We start from the raw sequence: 15,232 nt of genomic DNA, 5'->3' as shown, positions 1-15,232 counted from the left end.
TTTTTGCGCATTTGCCATGAATTTAAATACCATAAGATAAAAAGGTTTATCAATGTCTAAAGATCAGTACGAAATAGGCAAGATAAATTGCATAGAGTTGCATCATAGAACAGCCGTTTGGATGGGTTGGTTCTGGCGATTAAATGGTGGTCATATTGTTTTTATAGGGGGTGGTTATGGTTGCTGCTTGTAATTTATGGATGCCAGATGTCAGAAACGATATCGTTAATCCTTATTCAGAAGTTGAACGTTTACAGGTGATGCTTTCCTGTTCTTTAAAAGCCGTGAGTAGTGGATTTAAGCATCTGCCGATCCGGTATATTATTGACCCTCCGCATGGCTTATTTGATGCGGCGTTAGCACGACAGATTGTTATTCATATTTTGCATTATCAGTTTGAGGTGCCACGGCGGCGTATTGTTGCGATACAGGCACGTCAGCGGACTTCTATTTCTCTATCTATGCAAGTGATTAACCGGCGTTTGGAAGAACCCGTTTTTGCGAAAGCTTATCGAAGATGGGCGGGGCGTGCGATGGATTTGTTCTTTAAAGAGATCAGAAAGGCGGCGGCGTAATGGCACAGTTTCAAAAGCTTGCTCTTGATGTGATTGTGGTGCCGGAGCGTATACGCCCTGTGGATGATGAGCATGCCAAGGCACTTGCGCAATCAATGGCGCGGGAGGGATTGATGAATCCGATTACGGTGCGCCATACCCCCAATGCTAAAGAGGGTAATTACACGCTTATAGCTGGTGCGCATCGGCTTCGTGCTGCGGAGCTTTTAGGCTATAGCGAAATTGATGCGGTTGTGGTGCAGGCGGATAAGGACAATGCTGCGCTTTTAGAAGTGGCTGAAAACCTCTTTCGCAATGAATTGTCGGTGATTGATCGTGCGCTTTTTGTGCAAACTTACCGCGAATTGTGGGAAAAGAAGTATGGGGAGATTAAGGTTGGTCGAAATAAAAAATCAAAGGTGCAAGTTGCACCTTTGATCGGTGGTGAGACAGATTTTGAGAAATTGGTGCAACTTGCACCTATTTCTCAAAGGGACAGCAATGCAACTTCAGATCACAATAAAATCGGGAGTGAAGGGGATGAAAAATCAAAGGGACAACTTGTCCCTTTGATCGGTGGTGAGCAATTGGGACAAGTTGTCCCTATTGCTCAAATGGAGGGAGAAGATGGCAAGAGGAGAACTTTATCTTTTGCTAAACATGTGGCGGACCGCATTGGTTTCTCTCAAGATGTCGTGAAACGTCTCAACTGTATTGCCCAGCATTTACAGCCAGAATTACGCTCTGTTTTGCGGGGGACGGCATTGGCTGATAATCAAGCGCAGTTGTTAAAATTAGCCAAGATGGAGCCGGTTGCGCAACGGCGGGTGGCGATTGCGCTCCAACAGGTTGAGGGAGATTTACGGCGGGCTGTTGATTTGGTCAATGGGATTAATACACCTCCGCAAATTAATGAACAGGAACGGATTTTTGCTCAGTTATTAGGGGTGTGGCAGAGGGCGGATGCGCAGACAAAGGCGCGGTTTTATGATTATTTGAACAAGCAATCGGGGGAGGTGCTGTCATGAAGAGGCATGGTTGCGGGCAGCTTGATTTTTTCCAAAAGCCGGTTTTTCCCTGCCGTGAACCCGTTGCGCAGATTGATTTAGGGCGGTTTCGCTCGCGCATTAAGCGTGCGATGGCGCGGGCTTTGAGAGAATGCCGGCATGAGCGCAGTGTGATTGCGGAGCGTATGGCGCATTATTTAGGGATTGGGTGTTTAAGTAAGGCGAGTTTGGATGCTTATGTGGCAGAAAGTAAGCAGGTGGATATTTCCCTGCCACGGTTTAAGGCATTTGTGCGGGCGACAGAGGCATTTTGGCTCTGGGATGAGGTGGTGAGTGAAGATGGATTGTTGCTGTTGCAAGGGGATGAGGCGCGGTTAGCAGAAATTGCGCGGCTTCAGCAGGAACAGCGGGAGATTGCGGCGCAATTGAAAGCCATGCGCGCAACGCCGGTTCGCATTAAAAGGGGGCAGCCATGAAGGAATGGTTTACTATTGCCGAATTGGCTGAAGCAGCTTTGCCAGGGTTGCCGAAAACATATAAAAGTCTTGAAAACCACGGACGGGCATATTGGAGAAAAAACTCTGAACTTTCGAGGAAAGTGGGAGGCAAAACCAAGCCGGTTTGGGAGTATCACATTTCTTTATTGCCGGAGGGGGCGCGGGCGGCATTGTTGGTGCGGTTTGGTGGGGCTGTTGATGTGAAACAAACGCAAGGGGAGCAAAAGGCAAGCATTTGGGTGCGTTATGAGGGGCTTTCCAAGGCGCATAAAAGGCGCTGTGAAGAGCGTTTGAAGGCACTTTGCTTTTGGGAAGATTTACTCCATGCCGGTATGGGTGTGCATGATGCGGCAAGTTTGAGTGCGGTGCAATTTGGTGTGAGCCGGATGTCGCTTTTTAATTGGCGGCAGATGGTGGAGGGGTATGAGCGCCCTGATTGGTTGGCAGCTTTAGCGCCTTGTTATGGTGAGGAGAATGTTTCGCAATTTGCGCCGTGTCATGAGGGGGCGTGGGAGGTTTTTTGTTCGGATTATTTGCGCCCCTCTAAACCTGCTTTTTCGGCGTGTTATCGGCGGATGGTTTCGGTTGCACAGGAGCGGGGTTTTGAGCCCATTCCTTCAGAGCGGGCTTTGCGGCGTCGTTTTAAGGCGCAAGTTTCCAAAGCGGTTGTGGTTTTAGCGCGTGAGGGAGAAGAAAAGGCAAAAAAGCTTTATCCAGCCCAACGGCGTGATCGCTCGAGCTTGCATGCATTGCAAGCAGTGAATATGGACGGGCATAAGCTGGATGTTTTTGTGAGCGTTCCTTGGACAGAGAAGCCTGTGCGGCTTTATCTGATAGCGATACAAGATCTTTATTCGGGCAAGATTTTATCGTGGCGCCTGTCGGATGCTGAGACTTGGGAAATCGTGCGTTTGGTGATTGGGGACATGGTGGAAGCTTATGGCATACCAGAGCGTATGACCTTGGATAATGGGCGCGCTTTTACCAGCAAGTGGATTTCTGGAGGTGTGCAAAACCGTTTTCGTTTTAAGATTAAGCCGGATGATCCGCAGGGGCTTTTGACGAGCTTGGGTGTGCAATTGCAATGGACCACCCCTTATAGCGGACAGTCTAAACCGATTGAGCGGGCATGGCGTGATCTGGCAGAAGTGATTTCGAAACATCCCTTTTGTGCGGGGGCTTATACGGGCAATAAACCGGATGCCAAGCCTGAAGATTATGGAAAACGCGCGATAGGATTTGAAGCGTTTAAAGCCCATGTTGGTGCGCAAATTGTGGCGCATAATGCGCAAGCAGGGCGTAAGGCGGTTAATTGTGCGGGGCGCAGTTTTGATGAGACCTTTACTGAGAGCTTGCAAGCCGAGGGGACGATTATTCGGCAAGCAACGGCAGCACAACGGGCTTTATGGCTTTTAACCTCTGAGGCATTGCGTGCGCAAAAGGGTACGGGCGAGATCCATTTTTATGGCAATCGTTATTGGGCGCGTGAACTTAACCAGTATGCGGGGCAAAAGGTGATTGTACGCTTTGATCCGGATAATTTGCATCAAGATTTACGGGTTTATGATTTGAATAATCGGTTGCTTTGTTTGGCACCATGCCTTTCTGATGTAGGTTTTTATGACCAGCAGGCGGCGCGCTTGAATGGGCGTTTGCGTAAAGAATATGTGAAGGCTGTTAAAGCAGAAAAACAGCTAGCGGCAAAGCTTGCGCCTGATCACTTGGCCGATGTTTATGGGCGCCTTGAGAAAAAGGATGAAGCGTTCAAATCTAAGCTTCCGATAAAGCCAAAGGTGAGCCGCTTGATGCCAAACAATGTGGGGAATTTAGCTTTGAAAGAAGACGATGATGAGGCTTTGGGGGAGGAAGAATTCAGTCAACACTTGCATAAAGCTTTGAGAAAGCTTTCCGCCTCTGATGAGGGGCGTGAGGTGATCAAGTTTCCCAAGCAATAGAATAAGGAAAGAGGGGGGATTTGTAAGAATTCTCAAAAGGAAGCTGGTTTTGTATCGCGTATCAGCTTGAAGCGTTAACAAAGAAAGGGGGGGAGGAATCTTAATCCTTTAAAAGTCTAATCAATACATGAAGTTTCTAGGTATCTTTACCTGATCGGGTGAGATGCGTGGAGTTAGCAAGTTCCCTGATGTGTGAGAAAGAGAGGGGATTTGCAAGGTTAGCCGTTTTAGTATCGCGTACGGCTTTTAAATGTTCATTCTAAAGACAAAAGATAAGGGGCGGGTGGGAGCCCTTCCCCTTATCAATAGTCTAAAATCAATACAGAGGGGAATATACATGAAAAACGCGATAAATGCAACGGTCGATAAAAATCCTTGGGCGCGACCTAAAATCCAGCCTAATGGAACAGCACAAAACCGCAACAGTGATGACATTGCTTTATGGAATGAGCTTGTGGATGCGGTGAGAGCTTTGGGACAAATGAATGATTGGTCGAAAGCAGAGGTGGCGCGGCGCATTGGCATGCCGGATGGGACGTTTTCGCAATGGTATGCGGGCAGTTATGCGGGACAGTTGGGGAAGCAAAATGCAAAGGTTCAACAATGGGTTGAGGTTTTAAAGGAAACGGCGGGGTTTTTGGAGCGCATTCCTGAAAAACCAGCCTTTCAGAGAAATCGAATTGCCAGTGAGATTATTGATACTTTAACACTGGCACAAAGTACGGGGGATATGGTGATGATTACGCTTGATGCGGGCAGTGGTAAGACCGAAACCTGCCGCCATTATCGCTCTACCCGCCCGCATGTTTATCTGGTGACAGCCAGCCCGCATACGCGCAGTGTTCACGGTATTTTGAATGATATGGCAGCAGAATTGGAAGTGGTGGAATATAATCCCACCCGCTTAACGCGTGCGATTGGCAAAAAGTTAGAGCGCGTGGGCAGTGGTACGTTGTTGATCGTTGATGAGGCGCAAAATTTAACGGATGAAGCGATTAATCAGTTGCGCCACTTTGTTGATATCAATGGTACGGGGCTCGCTTTGGTTGGTAATGATGAAATTTCGGGGCGGTTGGTTCACCGTCAAAATGGTCCCTCTTATGCGCAAATTAAAAGCCGATTGGCGATGCATCTGAAGCGTCGCAAGCCCTATAGTGAGGATATTGCTGCGCGCATTCATGATTGGGGGATTGAAGATGTTGGTGCGATAAAGTTTTTGACAGGGATTGGCTTAAAGGCTGGTGCTTTGCGGCAAATTGACAAAACCATGATGTTGGCACGCATGGCAGCGCTTGGAGATGGGTGTGAGGTGACCCTGAAACATGTCAAAGCGGCATGGAAAAACCGTGACGTGGAGGAATTGGCATGATCTCTTTATGCGACAAAGAATTATCCGATACGCTTGTTGGTCTTTATGACGATTATCAATGCGGTTTTGATATTGGAGAACAGCTTAAATTGTGTGTTGATTTGGCGTTATTGCTTGAATTGGAGTTGAGTGTTCACCGTTTGGGGGAAGCGGATGCGGTTTTGGAAGGCCAAGTTTCAGAAGTTTTGGCTGAGTGTGAAGGCTCTGATGCGGATGAGAGCAATCGTGTGATTTATATGGATTTTGGAGGAAGCAAATGATGGAACGCAACCCCTATATGGTGAGAGATAGCTTGATTGCTTTGCGCTCTGCCTTGTTAAAACATGAAATGGATGGGATTTTTTTGCATGGACAAGATGTTCGAGAATTGAATGAGTATTTGCGTCGTTTGGCAGGCTATAACCACGTTTTAGGTCATGAGCTTATGCGGTGTCGTTGGCAATTGAAAGCGGGATGTGCGCCTTCTTCAGGGGATGTTGTGCCATTTCGTCGGTTTCAAAAAACATAAGGAGGAAGTTGGTGATGAATCCACAAATTGAACTTGAAGGTACGCGTTATATGAAGGATGCAAAAGGGGCTTTGGTGCCGGTAAACCTGATCCGCCCTGCGGATTTGTTAGAGGATGAAACGGTGCGCAAAATTATGGTTTTTGCGAAAGAGTTATCGGCAAGGATTGCGCGTTTTAACAACCATACGATTGCGGATTTGAGTGATTTTGATAGCTTGCTTGCGCAAGAATATGGTGTGGAGCGGCGTGGCAAAAAGGGCAATTGTACTTACACAAGCTTTGATGGTTTGCAACGCATTAAGGTGCAAGTTCAAGAGAGTGTTGATTTTGGACCGCAATTGCAAATTGCCAAAAGCCTTCTTGATGAGTGCTTGAATGAGTGGTCTGCGGATGCGCGCCCTGAAATCCGTGCGATTATTACGCGTGCTTTTAATACGGATAAAGAAGGCAAGGTGAATCGGGGGGAGATCTTTATGCTGTTGCGTTTGGATATTGATGATCCACGCTGGAAAGAGGCGATGCGTGCGATCCGTGAAGCCATTCGTGTGACGACATCTAAGGAATATGTGCGTTTTTATGAGCGTGAAACATTAGAAAGCGCTTGGCGTGCTGTAACCATTGATCTGGCGAAGACGTGAGGGGGGAGAGATGTCTTTAGCTGTCCTTCATATGGGAAAACGCGCGTTAGGTCTTGATGATGAGACCTATCGCGCACTGCTCTATCGCTTAACAGGCAAGCAATCGGCGAAAGATTTGAGTGTTTTAGAGAAGCGTTTAGTCGTCGCTGAAATGAAAGCGTGTGGTTTTGAGCCGAATGTGAAGCGTTTAGAGGGTAAATATGCTAAGAAGTTACAGGCGCTCTGGATTGCTGGGTGGAATCTTGGCATTATTCGTGATCGTTCAGACAAGGCGTTGCTTGCCTTTGTGAAAAGACAGACAGGGATTGATCATATTCGTTTTTTACGCGATAGCGATGATGCATGCAGAGCTATTGAGGCGTTGAAAGGTTGGTTGCAGCGTGAGGGTGGGGTTGACTGGAAAGGGAAAAAGATTCAAGATTCTTGGCAGAAAATGCCAGGATATTTGATTTTGTGTGCCCAATGGAAGTGTTTGAATCCCGATGCTGTGTTTGATCTTGGGGCTTTTCACCAAAGTGTTATGGCGTTAAGTGGTAAAGCTTTGGGTGAGATGAATGGGGGCGACTTTAGAGAAGTTATGAATGTTTGGGGGCGGAAAATCCGTAAAGGTGTTAAAAGCGAGGGGTAAGCATGTATGCAAGAGGAAATCTATAGCGATTTTCCTGCCTTATTGCGTGAAATAGCTGATGTTGCGGGCAGTGAAGCAGCATGGAATATGATGCGGGCTTTTGGTGGACGAGAAGTTTATATACCCGGGCGTCTTGAGAGTGCGGATTGGTTGATTGAAATTGTTGGGTTTGAAGAGGCGCAGCAATTGATCAACCATTTTTGTTTTAATGGTTCTGGTGTGCGCCTTCTTATCCCCCTTGGCAGAGATGCTGAACGGCGGCAAAAAATGGTGCAAGCGTTGCAAAAAGGCTGGTCGGTGGATACTGCAGCTGCTGTTTCTGGTATGCATGTGCGTACAGCCTATCGCTTGAAGAAGAAAATTTCTTTGCAAGAACCACAAGGTTTATTATTTCCAGAGTTTTATGAGTATTGAGAGTTTTGACTGACAGTGTCAGGCTTATATTGGGGGAGTGAGACCCGATAAACTGCGAATGGATTTTTATTCATTGAGTGGTTTGTTATGGTTTCAATAGATGCCTCTTTTCTTCATCGCCTTGCGCCTAAATTGGCGCATCATGCGCGCCAAGATTTTATTATTGTTGAAATGGCACGTGTGTTGCCTGAAGCTTTGTCTTATGGTGCGATCACGACACCATTGCGTGTTGCGCATTTTTTAAGCCAATGTGCCCATGAGAGTGATGGCTTTTTTACCGTTTGTGAATATGCCTCAGGGCGCGCTTATGAGGGGCGGCGTGATTTAGGCAATGTCAACCCTGGGGATGGGGTGCATTTTAAGGGGCGTGGTTTGATCCAATTAACGGGGCGGAATAATTATCGCCGTTTTACGAAGTTTTGGCGCTTAGTCGATGAACAAGCGGTTGATTGTGAAGCATTTCCAGAAGTGGTGGAACAGTTTCCAGCTGCTCTTTGGTCTGCTGTTTGGTTTTGGCAGACGAAAGGTTTGAATAGGTTTGCTGACCAAGATGATGTCGTGAGGATTACCAAGGCAATTAATGGGGGCAAGAATGGACTTGTGCAACGTTTGACGTATCTTAATCGCGCCAAAAAGCTTTTGGGGATTGGAGGCGAGGTGAAGGCATGAAACCGTCTTATCGTGGTTCTAGGCTTTATTTATGGTGGTCCTTTTGGTTTGCTTGGGGGGTTATTTTTTTGCTCATTTCTGGTGGCTTGTGGGGGGCACCGCATATTGTTGATATGGCCAGCATTTCTATTCCTTCGATGGTGGCGATTATCGTTGGCAATTTGGGTGTGCACCGCGGTTTTGGTTCTGTGGATTTTTCCAATAGGAAACATTCCCATAAGCGGCATAGCAGTTCCTATGATGGGGTGGAGATAACGGGGTGGGGGGATAAGCGCAATGTTTAGCTCTGTTTCAAAACTGTCTTTTGGTCTGCTTTTTTTGGTCAGTGTGATGTTGGCGGCTTTTGGCTTTATGAAAGCGCAAATTTTAAAGGCGGAAAAGGCGCGTGATTTGTATTGGCAGTTGGAGATTGCCAAGGCTTCTGCACGTGCACTGCTTGTACAAGAGCGACAAAGGCAAGCCGCGTTTGAAGCTGAGCATCGAGCGCAAGGGGTGATTTCGGCTTTGGAACAAAAGCTTGAGAAAATGGAGGAGGTCAATGCAGTATTGCCAACTACTGGCTGTGCTATTGGGCTTGAGCGTGTGCGCTTGCTCAACACCCAAGCCAAGGGATAGTTTTGCGTATCAGTTTTTATCGGTTGAATTGCCGCCTGTTGTTCGCATGGCGTGTGCCCGCCCATCTTTACTGCCAGAGCGTGCTTTGAATGGGCGCGAAGTGGTGCATTATTGGAGCCGTGATCGCGCAGCTTTATTGATCTGCGAACAGCGCAGAAAAGCAGCGGAGAGAGCGCTTTTAGGCAAGAGGGAGGGGGCTTTCAAGTGAATTTGGATATCAGTGTTGCCAATGGCTGGTTGTCTTTATTGTTATCGGTTATTGCGATTTGTGGGGTTTTGAGAGCCTATTTTTCTTCTGGTGCGCGGGAAATGCTGAAAGATATCACGACGCTTAAAGAGCGTGTGCAAAAGTTAGAAACAGAGATGGACTTTTTGCCTGATCGTGATGCGCTGCAAAGGTTGGAAGTGAATATGGAACGTTTAGATGGTCGTCTCAATACGCTTTCTGCACAATTACAAACGGTGGGGGCGATTGGTGAGCGCTTGCAAGAGTTTTTACTGGAGAATGCCAAGAAATGAAAGCAGATATGGATAAAATCATCCGTGAAGAAGCGCGGCTGATTATTTTAAAAGGGCTTGCTTGTGAGCGCAGTGAAACTTTATCGAGTGCAATGATTGAGCGGCTTTTATACAGTTATGGTATCCGGCGCGATCGCGATTTTGTGCATAATGAACTGGCTTTTATGGAAGATCAAGGTGCTGTCACGTTAAAACAGGCAGGTTCGGTTTTTCTTGCGGCTTTAACAGAACGGGGAGCGCGTCATTTAGACCGAAGCTTTTCCATTGAGGGGATTAAGCGGCCTAAACGTTCATCAATAAAAGACGAGGTGAAGGATGCGCAAGGTCGGGCGTGGACGTTTAACGGCGATTGATTTATTGCCGCAAGCTTGTGATCAAATCATTGCTGCAGCTGCTGAGGCTTTAAACGGGCGTGAGAAGACACAAATGGCTATTTATAGTGAGTTTAAAGCGGCTTTGAAGGCTTTACAAAAGGAAACGGGTTTAAGCTTTTCCATTCCCTCTTTTTCCAGTTTTAATCGTTATTCTTTGCGTTTAGCGGTGATGTCACGGCGCTTAGAACAGACAAGAGAAATTGCAGCAAGCCTCTCGCAGCGCTTTGATGCCAAAGCTTCTGATAATATTACTCTGTTGACGGCGGCGGCGATTAAAGAACTGATTTTTTCCACGTTAAGCAGTGGCAAAAACCTTTCACCAAAAGCGGCACAAGAATTGGCCAATGCGCTCAAAGGGGTTTTGGCGGCTGAACATTTGTCGACCACGAGGCGGCAAAAGTTGGAAAAGGATTTTGCCTCCAAAGCAAGTAAAGCGGTTGAGGTGGCAGCAGCAGCGGCGGGGCTCTCTAAAGAGCGGGCGCGGGCTATTCGCGCGCAAGTGTTGGGGGTTAAAAATGACTGAAAGGCTTCCCTTAAAAAGTCATGTCTTTGATCATCAAAGTGGTTTTGATATTTGGCAGGCGAGTACTTTTCCAAAAGAGCAAGATCCTTTAGCGGAAGGGATTTTGATGGCGCATCAACGCGCATGGATTGAAGATAAGTCTCCATTAAAATTGGTTGAAAAGGGGCGGCGGACCGGCATTACTTTTGCGGAAGCTTTGGATGATACACTGATTGCGGCAGCAACGCGTGAAGCGAGGGGCGATAATGTTTTTTATATTGGAGACACCAAAGACAAGGGGCGGGAATTTATTGGCTATGTGAGCAATTTTGCTTCGGCAATTACGAGCCATAGTGGGGATGTGGAGGAATTTTTATTCTCTGATCAAAGGGGGGATGGGTCAACAAAATATATCTCTGCTTATCGGGTGCGTTTTGCTTCAGGTTTTCGGATTGAGGCGCTTTCGAGCCGCCCTGAAAATATCCGTGGGTTACAAGGTATTGTAGTGATTGACGAGGCGGCGTTTCATCAAGATGTGCGCTCTGTTTTGGATGCGGTCAATGCTTTGTTGATTTGGGGAGGCAAGATCCGTGTGATCTCCACCCATAACGGTGTTTTAAACCCTTTCAATGAATTGATCCGTGAGGCGCGCGCAGGCAAAGTGCCTTTTTCGGTGCATTGTTACCCCTTTGGTGAAGCTGTTAAAAATGGCTTGTTTAAACGAGTTTGTGCTATGAAGGGGGAGGTGTGGAGTTTAGCATCTGAACAACAATGGGAAAAGCAAATCCGTGCCTCTTATGGGGTGCGTTTGGCTGCTATGCGCCAAGAATTAGATGCGATACCGGCCGATCAAGAAGGGGCGGCTTTAACACGCTTACAGATTGAAAATTGTTGTGCGCCTGATATTGCGGTGCTGCGTTTTTCTTGTGTGGATGATTTTAAAAATCAATCGGAACATCAACGAAGTGTTGCTGCTTTTGCTTGGTGTGAGAAACATATAAAACCTCTTCATATTGGGCTTGACCGGCGGCGCCAACATGTTTTTGGCGTTGATTTTGCCAGATCGGGTGATGCGACGTCGATTGTTGTGATGGAAGTGGGACAAGATCTGGTGCGCCGTGTCCGGTTTATGGTGGAATTGCGCAATACGCCGTTTGACCAACAAAGAGAGATTTTATTTTATGTGGTGAATGGCTTGCCGCGTTTGTTGGGGGGCGCTTTGGATGCACGGGGCAATGGGGCTTATTTAGCCGAAAAAGCGGCGCAGCGTTATGGGGGGCTGGTGCGGGAAGTGCAATTGTCGCAAAGTTGGTATGGCAAAGAGATGCCGGCTTATTTGGAAGCTTTTGGGGATGGGTCCATTGTTTTGCCGCGCGATAGTGACATTGTTGCGGATCATCAAGCGCTTGCTTATGTCAATGGCATTGTGAAAATTCCAGACAATCATCGTTTTAAAGGCAGTGATGGTTTTATGCGTCATGGTGATAGCGCGATTGCTTGCGCTTTGGCTTATTTTGCCAGCCGCCAGACGCCTGAAATTTATGATTATACACCTGTGAGAGAGGCTTATCGTTTTGATGAAAGCTCACTCTTTTCAACCCCTTTTTTTTCAACAATGCGATCAAAGATTTATTGATGGGATAATGAGATGGTAAAACTTTTAGATCAGTGGGGCAGGGCGCTTAATATCAAAGGGCTAGAGCGGGAGGTGGCAGCGCCTAGCATTAATGGTGTTCGTGATGTGTGGTCACAAACCATTGTGAGTGGTTTAACCCCTGCGCAACTTGCCGATATTTTACAACAGGCAGCACGGGGTTATCCAGAACAGTTTTTCCAACTTGCCGATGATATGGAAGAGCGTGATTTGCATTATCGTGCTGTGCTTGGCATGCGTAAAAATGCTTTGACAGGGGTGGAGCCTGGAGTGATTGCAGCAAGTAACAGTACACAGGACAAAAAGATAGCAGATGCGGTGCGAGAAATGATTAGTGCGCCCACCTTTGTTGATGATTATGTGACGGATTTATTAGATGCTTTGGGAAAAGGCTATGCGGTTGTTGAAACCTTATGGGACAAGAGTGCTAAGGAATGGTGGCCGGTTGCTTGGAAATGGCGTGACCAGCGGTTTTTTCAATTAGATCGACGGGATGGTTTTCATTTGCGTTTAAAAGAAGAGGGGTCTCACTATGGGATTGAGTTGCCTGCTTATAAATTTTCCATTCACCGCCCAAAGTTAAAAAGTGGTTTACCTATCCGCACGGGGCTTGCACGCCTTGCAGCTTGGGCATTTTTGTTTAAGTCTTATACCTTAAAAGATTGGATGGCTTTTTTAGAAGTTTACGGCATGCCGTTGCGTGTGGGGAAATATGGTGCGAGTTCTTCTCATGAGGAACGGCGGGTTCTCATTCAAGCGGTGCGTGATTTATCTAGTGATGCGGCAGCGATTATTCCCAAAGAGATGGAGATTGAATTTATTGAAGCGGCAGGGGGCAGTGGCAATGCGGTTTTTGCCGCAAAGGCTGAATATTTAGATCGGCAGATTTCAAAGGGTGTGTTGGGACAAACGATGACGACGGATGATGGGTCGTCCTTTTCGCAAGCGCGCATTCATGAAAATGTGCGCCATGATATTGCCAGAGCTGATGCACGGCAATTGGCTTTGACGGCCAATCGTGATTTGATTGTGCCTTTTGTTGAGATTAATTTTGGGCGCCAAGAGCGCACCCCCCTTGTCTATTGGCCGATTTCGGAAAATGAAGATATTAAAGCGATTAGTGATGCGCTGGAAAAACTTGTTCCTTTAGGTTTGCGTGTTGGGGCGCAAGAAGTGCGCAATAAGATTGGCTTTTCGCAACCAACAAAAGAAGAAGATGTTTTAAAGGCTCCTGATAATGCGCCTGATGAAGAGAGGGGACAAGAGGATGATGCGGGGCAACAAAAAGCTCATGTTTGTGCTGATTGTGGGGGTGCTGTTGATGTTTCTGTGACAAGAGAGGGCAAGGGTGGAAAAAAGCAGGGTGGGAAATATCACGATGAATTGGACCGACTTTCTGAAGAAGCTTTAAGTGACTGGGAAGAGGATTTAGAACCCCTTTTAGAGCCTTTTAAAAAGCTTGTGAGAGAAGCAAAAAGTTATGAGGATATCCTCAAAGGCTTAGATGAATTGTTGGGCGAGATGGATCATCACGCATTAGCAGCGCGCTTGGCAAAGGTGCAAATGATTGCGCGGGGACTGGGGTATCATGGATGAGGAACTTTTTAAAACCGCCCCTAAAGAGGTTACCCGTTATTTTGAAGCCAAGGCACTTGTTCCAAGCTTTGATTGGCGTGATGTGGCACCAGAAGAACATGCTTTTTCCTTTACGGTGGCAAAATCGGTAGGCTATGACATTTTGGATGATTTTAAGCGAGCGGTTGGAGAGGCCATAAAACATCAAGTTCCTTTCCAAGAGTTTCAAAAAAATTTGATGCCGATTTTACAGGAAAAGGGTTGGTGGGGTAAAAAGACTGCCATTGACCCGAAAACGGGTGAAAAGAGCGTGGTGCAATTGGGCAGCCCACGGCGTTTAGAAACAGTCTATTGGGCCAATACCATGAGTGCGCATGCAGCAGGTGAATGGGAGCGCACACAAAATAATAAAGAATTTTTGCCCTATCTCACCTATGCTTTGTCGAGTTCAGAACATAAGCGTTTAGAACATGAAAGTTGGGTGGGGTTTACGGCACCTGTTGATGATCCCATTTGGGATTGGCTTTATCCCCCCAATGGTTGGCGGTGTAAATGCAGTGTGCGACAGGTAAGCCGTTATGAGGCGGACAATTTAGGCTATGAAGAGGGGGTAGAGCCACTTCATGTTGAAAAGCAGGTTTGGCGCAATAAACGGACGGGACAAGTTGAAAAGATACCCGTAGGGATTGATCCTGGATGGCATTCTAATCCTGGGAAACATCGTGCGCAAAATTTAAGCCGATTTTTGAGTGATAAAGTCTCTGTAATGGAGGACAATGACAAGCGTATTGCCATTGAAGATATTGTGGGCTCACCACTTTTGGAAGCCATGTTTGAAGGACGGATGTCTCGCGGGTTTATACCCATTGCACCTATACCACAAAAGGTGCGTGACGCTTTTACAACAGAAAGTTCTCTTATTCGCTTATCTTCAGACAGTGTGAAACATATTTTGTTAGAGCATCAAGCGCGGTCTCTTCACTTGGAGGATTTTCGAGGTGCCATTCAAACCTTCATAAAGCCCTATGGCGTTATCAGACGTAAAGATACGCAGGGTGTTATGTTTTTTGGTGAAAGTGGTGGGACATGGTGGCGCTTTGTGGTTAAATGGGTAGCAAGCAAACAAGAATGGTGGTTGACCTCCATGCATAAAAAAAGCTCTAGAGAAATTGGACGCTTATTGGATGCGGCTGAAAAAAAGGGCGAGAGGTTGTTGTAAAGAGAATACCGTAAAGCTCTGTTGGTGTTTGTGAGAAGGAACCGGTGTGTGAGGAAAAACGAGAAGGCGTGGAGGGCGGTCAACTCCTCGCAGATCCGGAAAAGCCGTCCTGGTATAACTGGCTCACGCCTCGTGGATAGAAGTAACAGTTTAAAAGTTTAAAAGCAATCTTTTAAAAAAATGGTGCTCTATCGCCAGTGTCTTTGAAAACAATTTTATAAGAGTGTTTGACTTTTATTAAGAGTGTTTGACTGGGGGTGTTTTCTTTAAAAGGGAAAAGAAGAATGAACGGTTGTTGTAAAGAGAACACCGGAAAGACCTGTTGGCTTTTGTGAAATGAGAAGGCGTGGAGGGCGGTCAACTCCTCGCAGGTCCGGTAAAACCGTCCTGGCAAAACTGGCTCACGCCTTACATCCCATGATATAATGTTTTTAAGCCAAAAAGCAATCTTAAAAAAACGGCTTGAGAGAGGCTTTTTTGTGTGGAGTGATAAATTCGTACCTTTCACTTCACAACGGCGCTCTATCGCCTTTGA

At 46.7% G+C, this 15,232-nt stretch carries 21 protein-coding genes; all 21 read left to right on the top strand.

The features are described from left to right. Window positions 1-52 precede the first annotated feature (52 nt). The 21 genes from PVV63_RS00480 (at window position 53) to PVV63_RS00380 (ending at window position 14,697) form a co-directional block, all read left to right on the top strand. Complete coding sequence (locus PVV63_RS00480) at window positions 53-193, top strand: hypothetical protein (protein ID WP_273719933.1); 141 nt, start codon at window positions 53-55, stop codon at window positions 191-193. Beyond that, complete coding sequence (locus PVV63_RS00475; RefSeq protein WP_273790131.1) at window positions 177-575, top strand: hypothetical protein; 399 nt, start codon at window positions 177-179, stop codon at window positions 573-575. Before PVV63_RS00480 ends, PVV63_RS00475 begins: the two co-directional genes overlap by 17 nt. Further along, the gene (locus PVV63_RS00470) at window positions 575-1,582 is read left to right on the top strand and encodes a ParB/RepB/Spo0J family partition protein (RefSeq protein WP_273790130.1); all 1,008 of its coding nucleotides are present in this window, start codon (window positions 575-577) and stop codon (window positions 1,580-1,582) included. The genes PVV63_RS00475 and PVV63_RS00470 overlap by 1 nt, the downstream gene beginning before the upstream one ends. Beyond that, window positions 1,579-2,037, top strand: coding sequence for a hypothetical protein (locus PVV63_RS00465; protein ID WP_012232200.1), 459 nt, complete (start codon window positions 1,579-1,581; stop codon window positions 2,035-2,037). Before PVV63_RS00470 ends, PVV63_RS00465 begins: the two co-directional genes overlap by 4 nt. Further along, the gene (locus tag PVV63_RS00460) at window positions 2,034-4,013 is read left to right on the top strand and encodes a transposase domain-containing protein (RefSeq protein WP_273790129.1); all 1,980 of its coding nucleotides are present in this window, start codon (window positions 2,034-2,036) and stop codon (window positions 4,011-4,013) included. Before PVV63_RS00465 ends, PVV63_RS00460 begins: the two co-directional genes overlap by 4 nt. A 337-nt stretch (window positions 4,014-4,350) precedes the next feature. Next, window positions 4,351-5,382 (top strand): AAA family ATPase, encoded by a 1,032-nt coding sequence (locus tag PVV63_RS00455; protein ID WP_273790128.1) that lies wholly within the window; start codon window positions 4,351-4,353, stop codon window positions 5,380-5,382. Next, window positions 5,379-5,642 (top strand): hypothetical protein, encoded by a 264-nt coding sequence (locus tag PVV63_RS00450; RefSeq protein WP_273790127.1) that lies wholly within the window; start codon window positions 5,379-5,381, stop codon window positions 5,640-5,642. Before PVV63_RS00455 ends, PVV63_RS00450 begins: the two co-directional genes overlap by 4 nt. Beyond that, window positions 5,639-5,890, top strand: coding sequence for a hypothetical protein (locus PVV63_RS00445; protein ID WP_273790126.1), 252 nt, complete (start codon window positions 5,639-5,641; stop codon window positions 5,888-5,890). The genes PVV63_RS00450 and PVV63_RS00445 overlap by 4 nt, the downstream gene beginning before the upstream one ends. Window positions 5,891-5,904: 14 nt before the next feature. After that, window positions 5,905-6,528, top strand: coding sequence for a DUF3164 family protein (locus tag PVV63_RS00440; protein WP_273790306.1), 624 nt, complete (start codon window positions 5,905-5,907; stop codon window positions 6,526-6,528). 10 nt (window positions 6,529-6,538) lie between these two features. After that, the gene (locus PVV63_RS00435) at window positions 6,539-7,156 is read left to right on the top strand and encodes a regulatory protein GemA (protein WP_273790125.1); all 618 of its coding nucleotides are present in this window, start codon (window positions 6,539-6,541) and stop codon (window positions 7,154-7,156) included. Between the two features lie 6 nt (window positions 7,157-7,162). Continuing rightward, the gene (locus tag PVV63_RS00430; protein ID WP_273790124.1) at window positions 7,163-7,570 is read left to right on the top strand and encodes a helix-turn-helix domain-containing protein; all 408 of its coding nucleotides are present in this window, start codon (window positions 7,163-7,165) and stop codon (window positions 7,568-7,570) included. Window positions 7,571-7,657: 87 nt separating this feature from the next. Beyond that, window positions 7,658-8,239 carry a peptidoglycan-binding protein gene (locus tag PVV63_RS00425; RefSeq protein ID WP_273790123.1) on the top strand — a complete coding sequence of 194 codons (582 nt, stop codon included), beginning with the start codon at window positions 7,658-7,660 and terminating at the stop codon, window positions 8,237-8,239. After that, window positions 8,236-8,523: a hypothetical protein gene (locus PVV63_RS00420; protein WP_273790122.1), complete on the top strand. Its 288-nt coding sequence runs from the start codon at window positions 8,236-8,238 to the stop codon at window positions 8,521-8,523. Before PVV63_RS00425 ends, PVV63_RS00420 begins: the two co-directional genes overlap by 4 nt. Beyond that, on the top strand, window positions 8,516-8,854 hold the full coding sequence (locus tag PVV63_RS00415) for a hypothetical protein (protein ID WP_273790121.1): 339 nt from the start codon (window positions 8,516-8,518) through the stop codon (window positions 8,852-8,854). Before PVV63_RS00420 ends, PVV63_RS00415 begins: the two co-directional genes overlap by 8 nt. Then, window positions 8,820-9,062: a hypothetical protein gene (locus PVV63_RS00410; RefSeq protein WP_273790120.1), complete on the top strand. Its 243-nt coding sequence runs from the start codon at window positions 8,820-8,822 to the stop codon at window positions 9,060-9,062. The genes PVV63_RS00415 and PVV63_RS00410 overlap by 35 nt, the downstream gene beginning before the upstream one ends. Further along, window positions 9,059-9,373: a DUF2730 family protein gene (locus PVV63_RS00405; RefSeq protein ID WP_273790119.1), complete on the top strand. Its 315-nt coding sequence runs from the start codon at window positions 9,059-9,061 to the stop codon at window positions 9,371-9,373. The genes PVV63_RS00410 and PVV63_RS00405 overlap by 4 nt, the downstream gene beginning before the upstream one ends. After that, window positions 9,370-9,726: a hypothetical protein gene (locus PVV63_RS00400; RefSeq protein WP_273757093.1), complete on the top strand. Its 357-nt coding sequence runs from the start codon at window positions 9,370-9,372 to the stop codon at window positions 9,724-9,726. The genes PVV63_RS00405 and PVV63_RS00400 overlap by 4 nt, the downstream gene beginning before the upstream one ends. Beyond that, on the top strand, window positions 9,689-10,270 hold the full coding sequence (locus tag PVV63_RS00395; RefSeq protein WP_273790118.1) for a phage protein Gp27 family protein: 582 nt from the start codon (window positions 9,689-9,691) through the stop codon (window positions 10,268-10,270). The genes PVV63_RS00400 and PVV63_RS00395 overlap by 38 nt, the downstream gene beginning before the upstream one ends. Then, window positions 10,263-11,885, top strand: coding sequence for a hypothetical protein (locus tag PVV63_RS00390; protein WP_273790117.1), 1,623 nt, complete (start codon window positions 10,263-10,265; stop codon window positions 11,883-11,885). The genes PVV63_RS00395 and PVV63_RS00390 overlap by 8 nt, the downstream gene beginning before the upstream one ends. 12 nt (window positions 11,886-11,897) lie before the next feature. Further along, the gene (locus tag PVV63_RS00385; RefSeq protein WP_273790116.1) at window positions 11,898-13,499 is read left to right on the top strand and encodes a DUF935 domain-containing protein; all 1,602 of its coding nucleotides are present in this window, start codon (window positions 11,898-11,900) and stop codon (window positions 13,497-13,499) included. Then, window positions 13,492-14,697 carry a phage minor head protein gene (locus tag PVV63_RS00380; protein ID WP_273790115.1) on the top strand — a complete coding sequence of 402 codons (1,206 nt, stop codon included), beginning with the start codon at window positions 13,492-13,494 and terminating at the stop codon, window positions 14,695-14,697. The genes PVV63_RS00385 and PVV63_RS00380 overlap by 8 nt, the downstream gene beginning before the upstream one ends. Window positions 14,698-15,232 lie beyond the last annotated feature (535 nt).

Origin of the sequence: Bartonella sp. CM31XJBT, from assembly GCF_028618555.1 — a bacterium.
Classification (GTDB): Bacteria; Pseudomonadota; Alphaproteobacteria; order Rhizobiales; family Rhizobiaceae; genus Bartonella.
This window is presented reverse-complemented; position numbering and strand designations above follow the sequence as displayed.

Excerpts from the sequence above, each read along its gene's own strand:
- PVV63_RS00480 (WP_273719933.1), top strand. The coding sequence starts at position 53 with ATGTCTAAAGATCAGTACGAAATAGGCAAGATAAATTGCATAGAGTTG.
- PVV63_RS00475 (WP_273790131.1), top strand. The coding sequence starts at position 177 with ATGGTTGCTGCTTGTAATTTATGGATGCCAGATGTCAGAAACGATATC.
- PVV63_RS00470 (WP_273790130.1), top strand. The coding sequence starts at position 575 with ATGGCACAGTTTCAAAAGCTTGCTCTTGATGTGATTGTGGTGCCGGAG.
- PVV63_RS00465 (WP_012232200.1), top strand. The coding sequence starts at position 1,579 with ATGAAGAGGCATGGTTGCGGGCAGCTTGATTTTTTCCAAAAGCCGGTT.
- PVV63_RS00460 (WP_273790129.1), top strand. The coding sequence starts at position 2,034 with ATGAAGGAATGGTTTACTATTGCCGAATTGGCTGAAGCAGCTTTGCCA.
- PVV63_RS00455 (WP_273790128.1), top strand. The coding sequence starts at position 4,351 with ATGAAAAACGCGATAAATGCAACGGTCGATAAAAATCCTTGGGCGCGA.
- PVV63_RS00450 (WP_273790127.1), top strand. The coding sequence starts at position 5,379 with ATGATCTCTTTATGCGACAAAGAATTATCCGATACGCTTGTTGGTCTT.
- PVV63_RS00445 (WP_273790126.1), top strand. The coding sequence starts at position 5,639 with ATGATGGAACGCAACCCCTATATGGTGAGAGATAGCTTGATTGCTTTG.
- PVV63_RS00440 (WP_273790306.1), top strand. The coding sequence starts at position 5,905 with ATGAATCCACAAATTGAACTTGAAGGTACGCGTTATATGAAGGATGCA.
- PVV63_RS00435 (WP_273790125.1), top strand. The coding sequence starts at position 6,539 with ATGTCTTTAGCTGTCCTTCATATGGGAAAACGCGCGTTAGGTCTTGAT.
- PVV63_RS00430 (WP_273790124.1), top strand. The coding sequence starts at position 7,163 with ATGCAAGAGGAAATCTATAGCGATTTTCCTGCCTTATTGCGTGAAATA.
- PVV63_RS00425 (WP_273790123.1), top strand. The coding sequence starts at position 7,658 with ATGGTTTCAATAGATGCCTCTTTTCTTCATCGCCTTGCGCCTAAATTG.
- PVV63_RS00420 (WP_273790122.1), top strand. The coding sequence starts at position 8,236 with ATGAAACCGTCTTATCGTGGTTCTAGGCTTTATTTATGGTGGTCCTTT.
- PVV63_RS00415 (WP_273790121.1), top strand. The coding sequence starts at position 8,516 with ATGTTTAGCTCTGTTTCAAAACTGTCTTTTGGTCTGCTTTTTTTGGTC.
- PVV63_RS00400 (WP_273757093.1), top strand. The coding sequence starts at position 9,370 with ATGAAAGCAGATATGGATAAAATCATCCGTGAAGAAGCGCGGCTGATT.
- PVV63_RS00395 (WP_273790118.1), top strand. The coding sequence starts at position 9,689 with ATGCGCAAGGTCGGGCGTGGACGTTTAACGGCGATTGATTTATTGCCG.
- PVV63_RS00390 (WP_273790117.1), top strand. The coding sequence starts at position 10,263 with ATGACTGAAAGGCTTCCCTTAAAAAGTCATGTCTTTGATCATCAAAGT.
- PVV63_RS00385 (WP_273790116.1), top strand. The coding sequence starts at position 11,898 with ATGGTAAAACTTTTAGATCAGTGGGGCAGGGCGCTTAATATCAAAGGG.
- PVV63_RS00380 (WP_273790115.1), top strand. The coding sequence starts at position 13,492 with ATGGATGAGGAACTTTTTAAAACCGCCCCTAAAGAGGTTACCCGTTAT.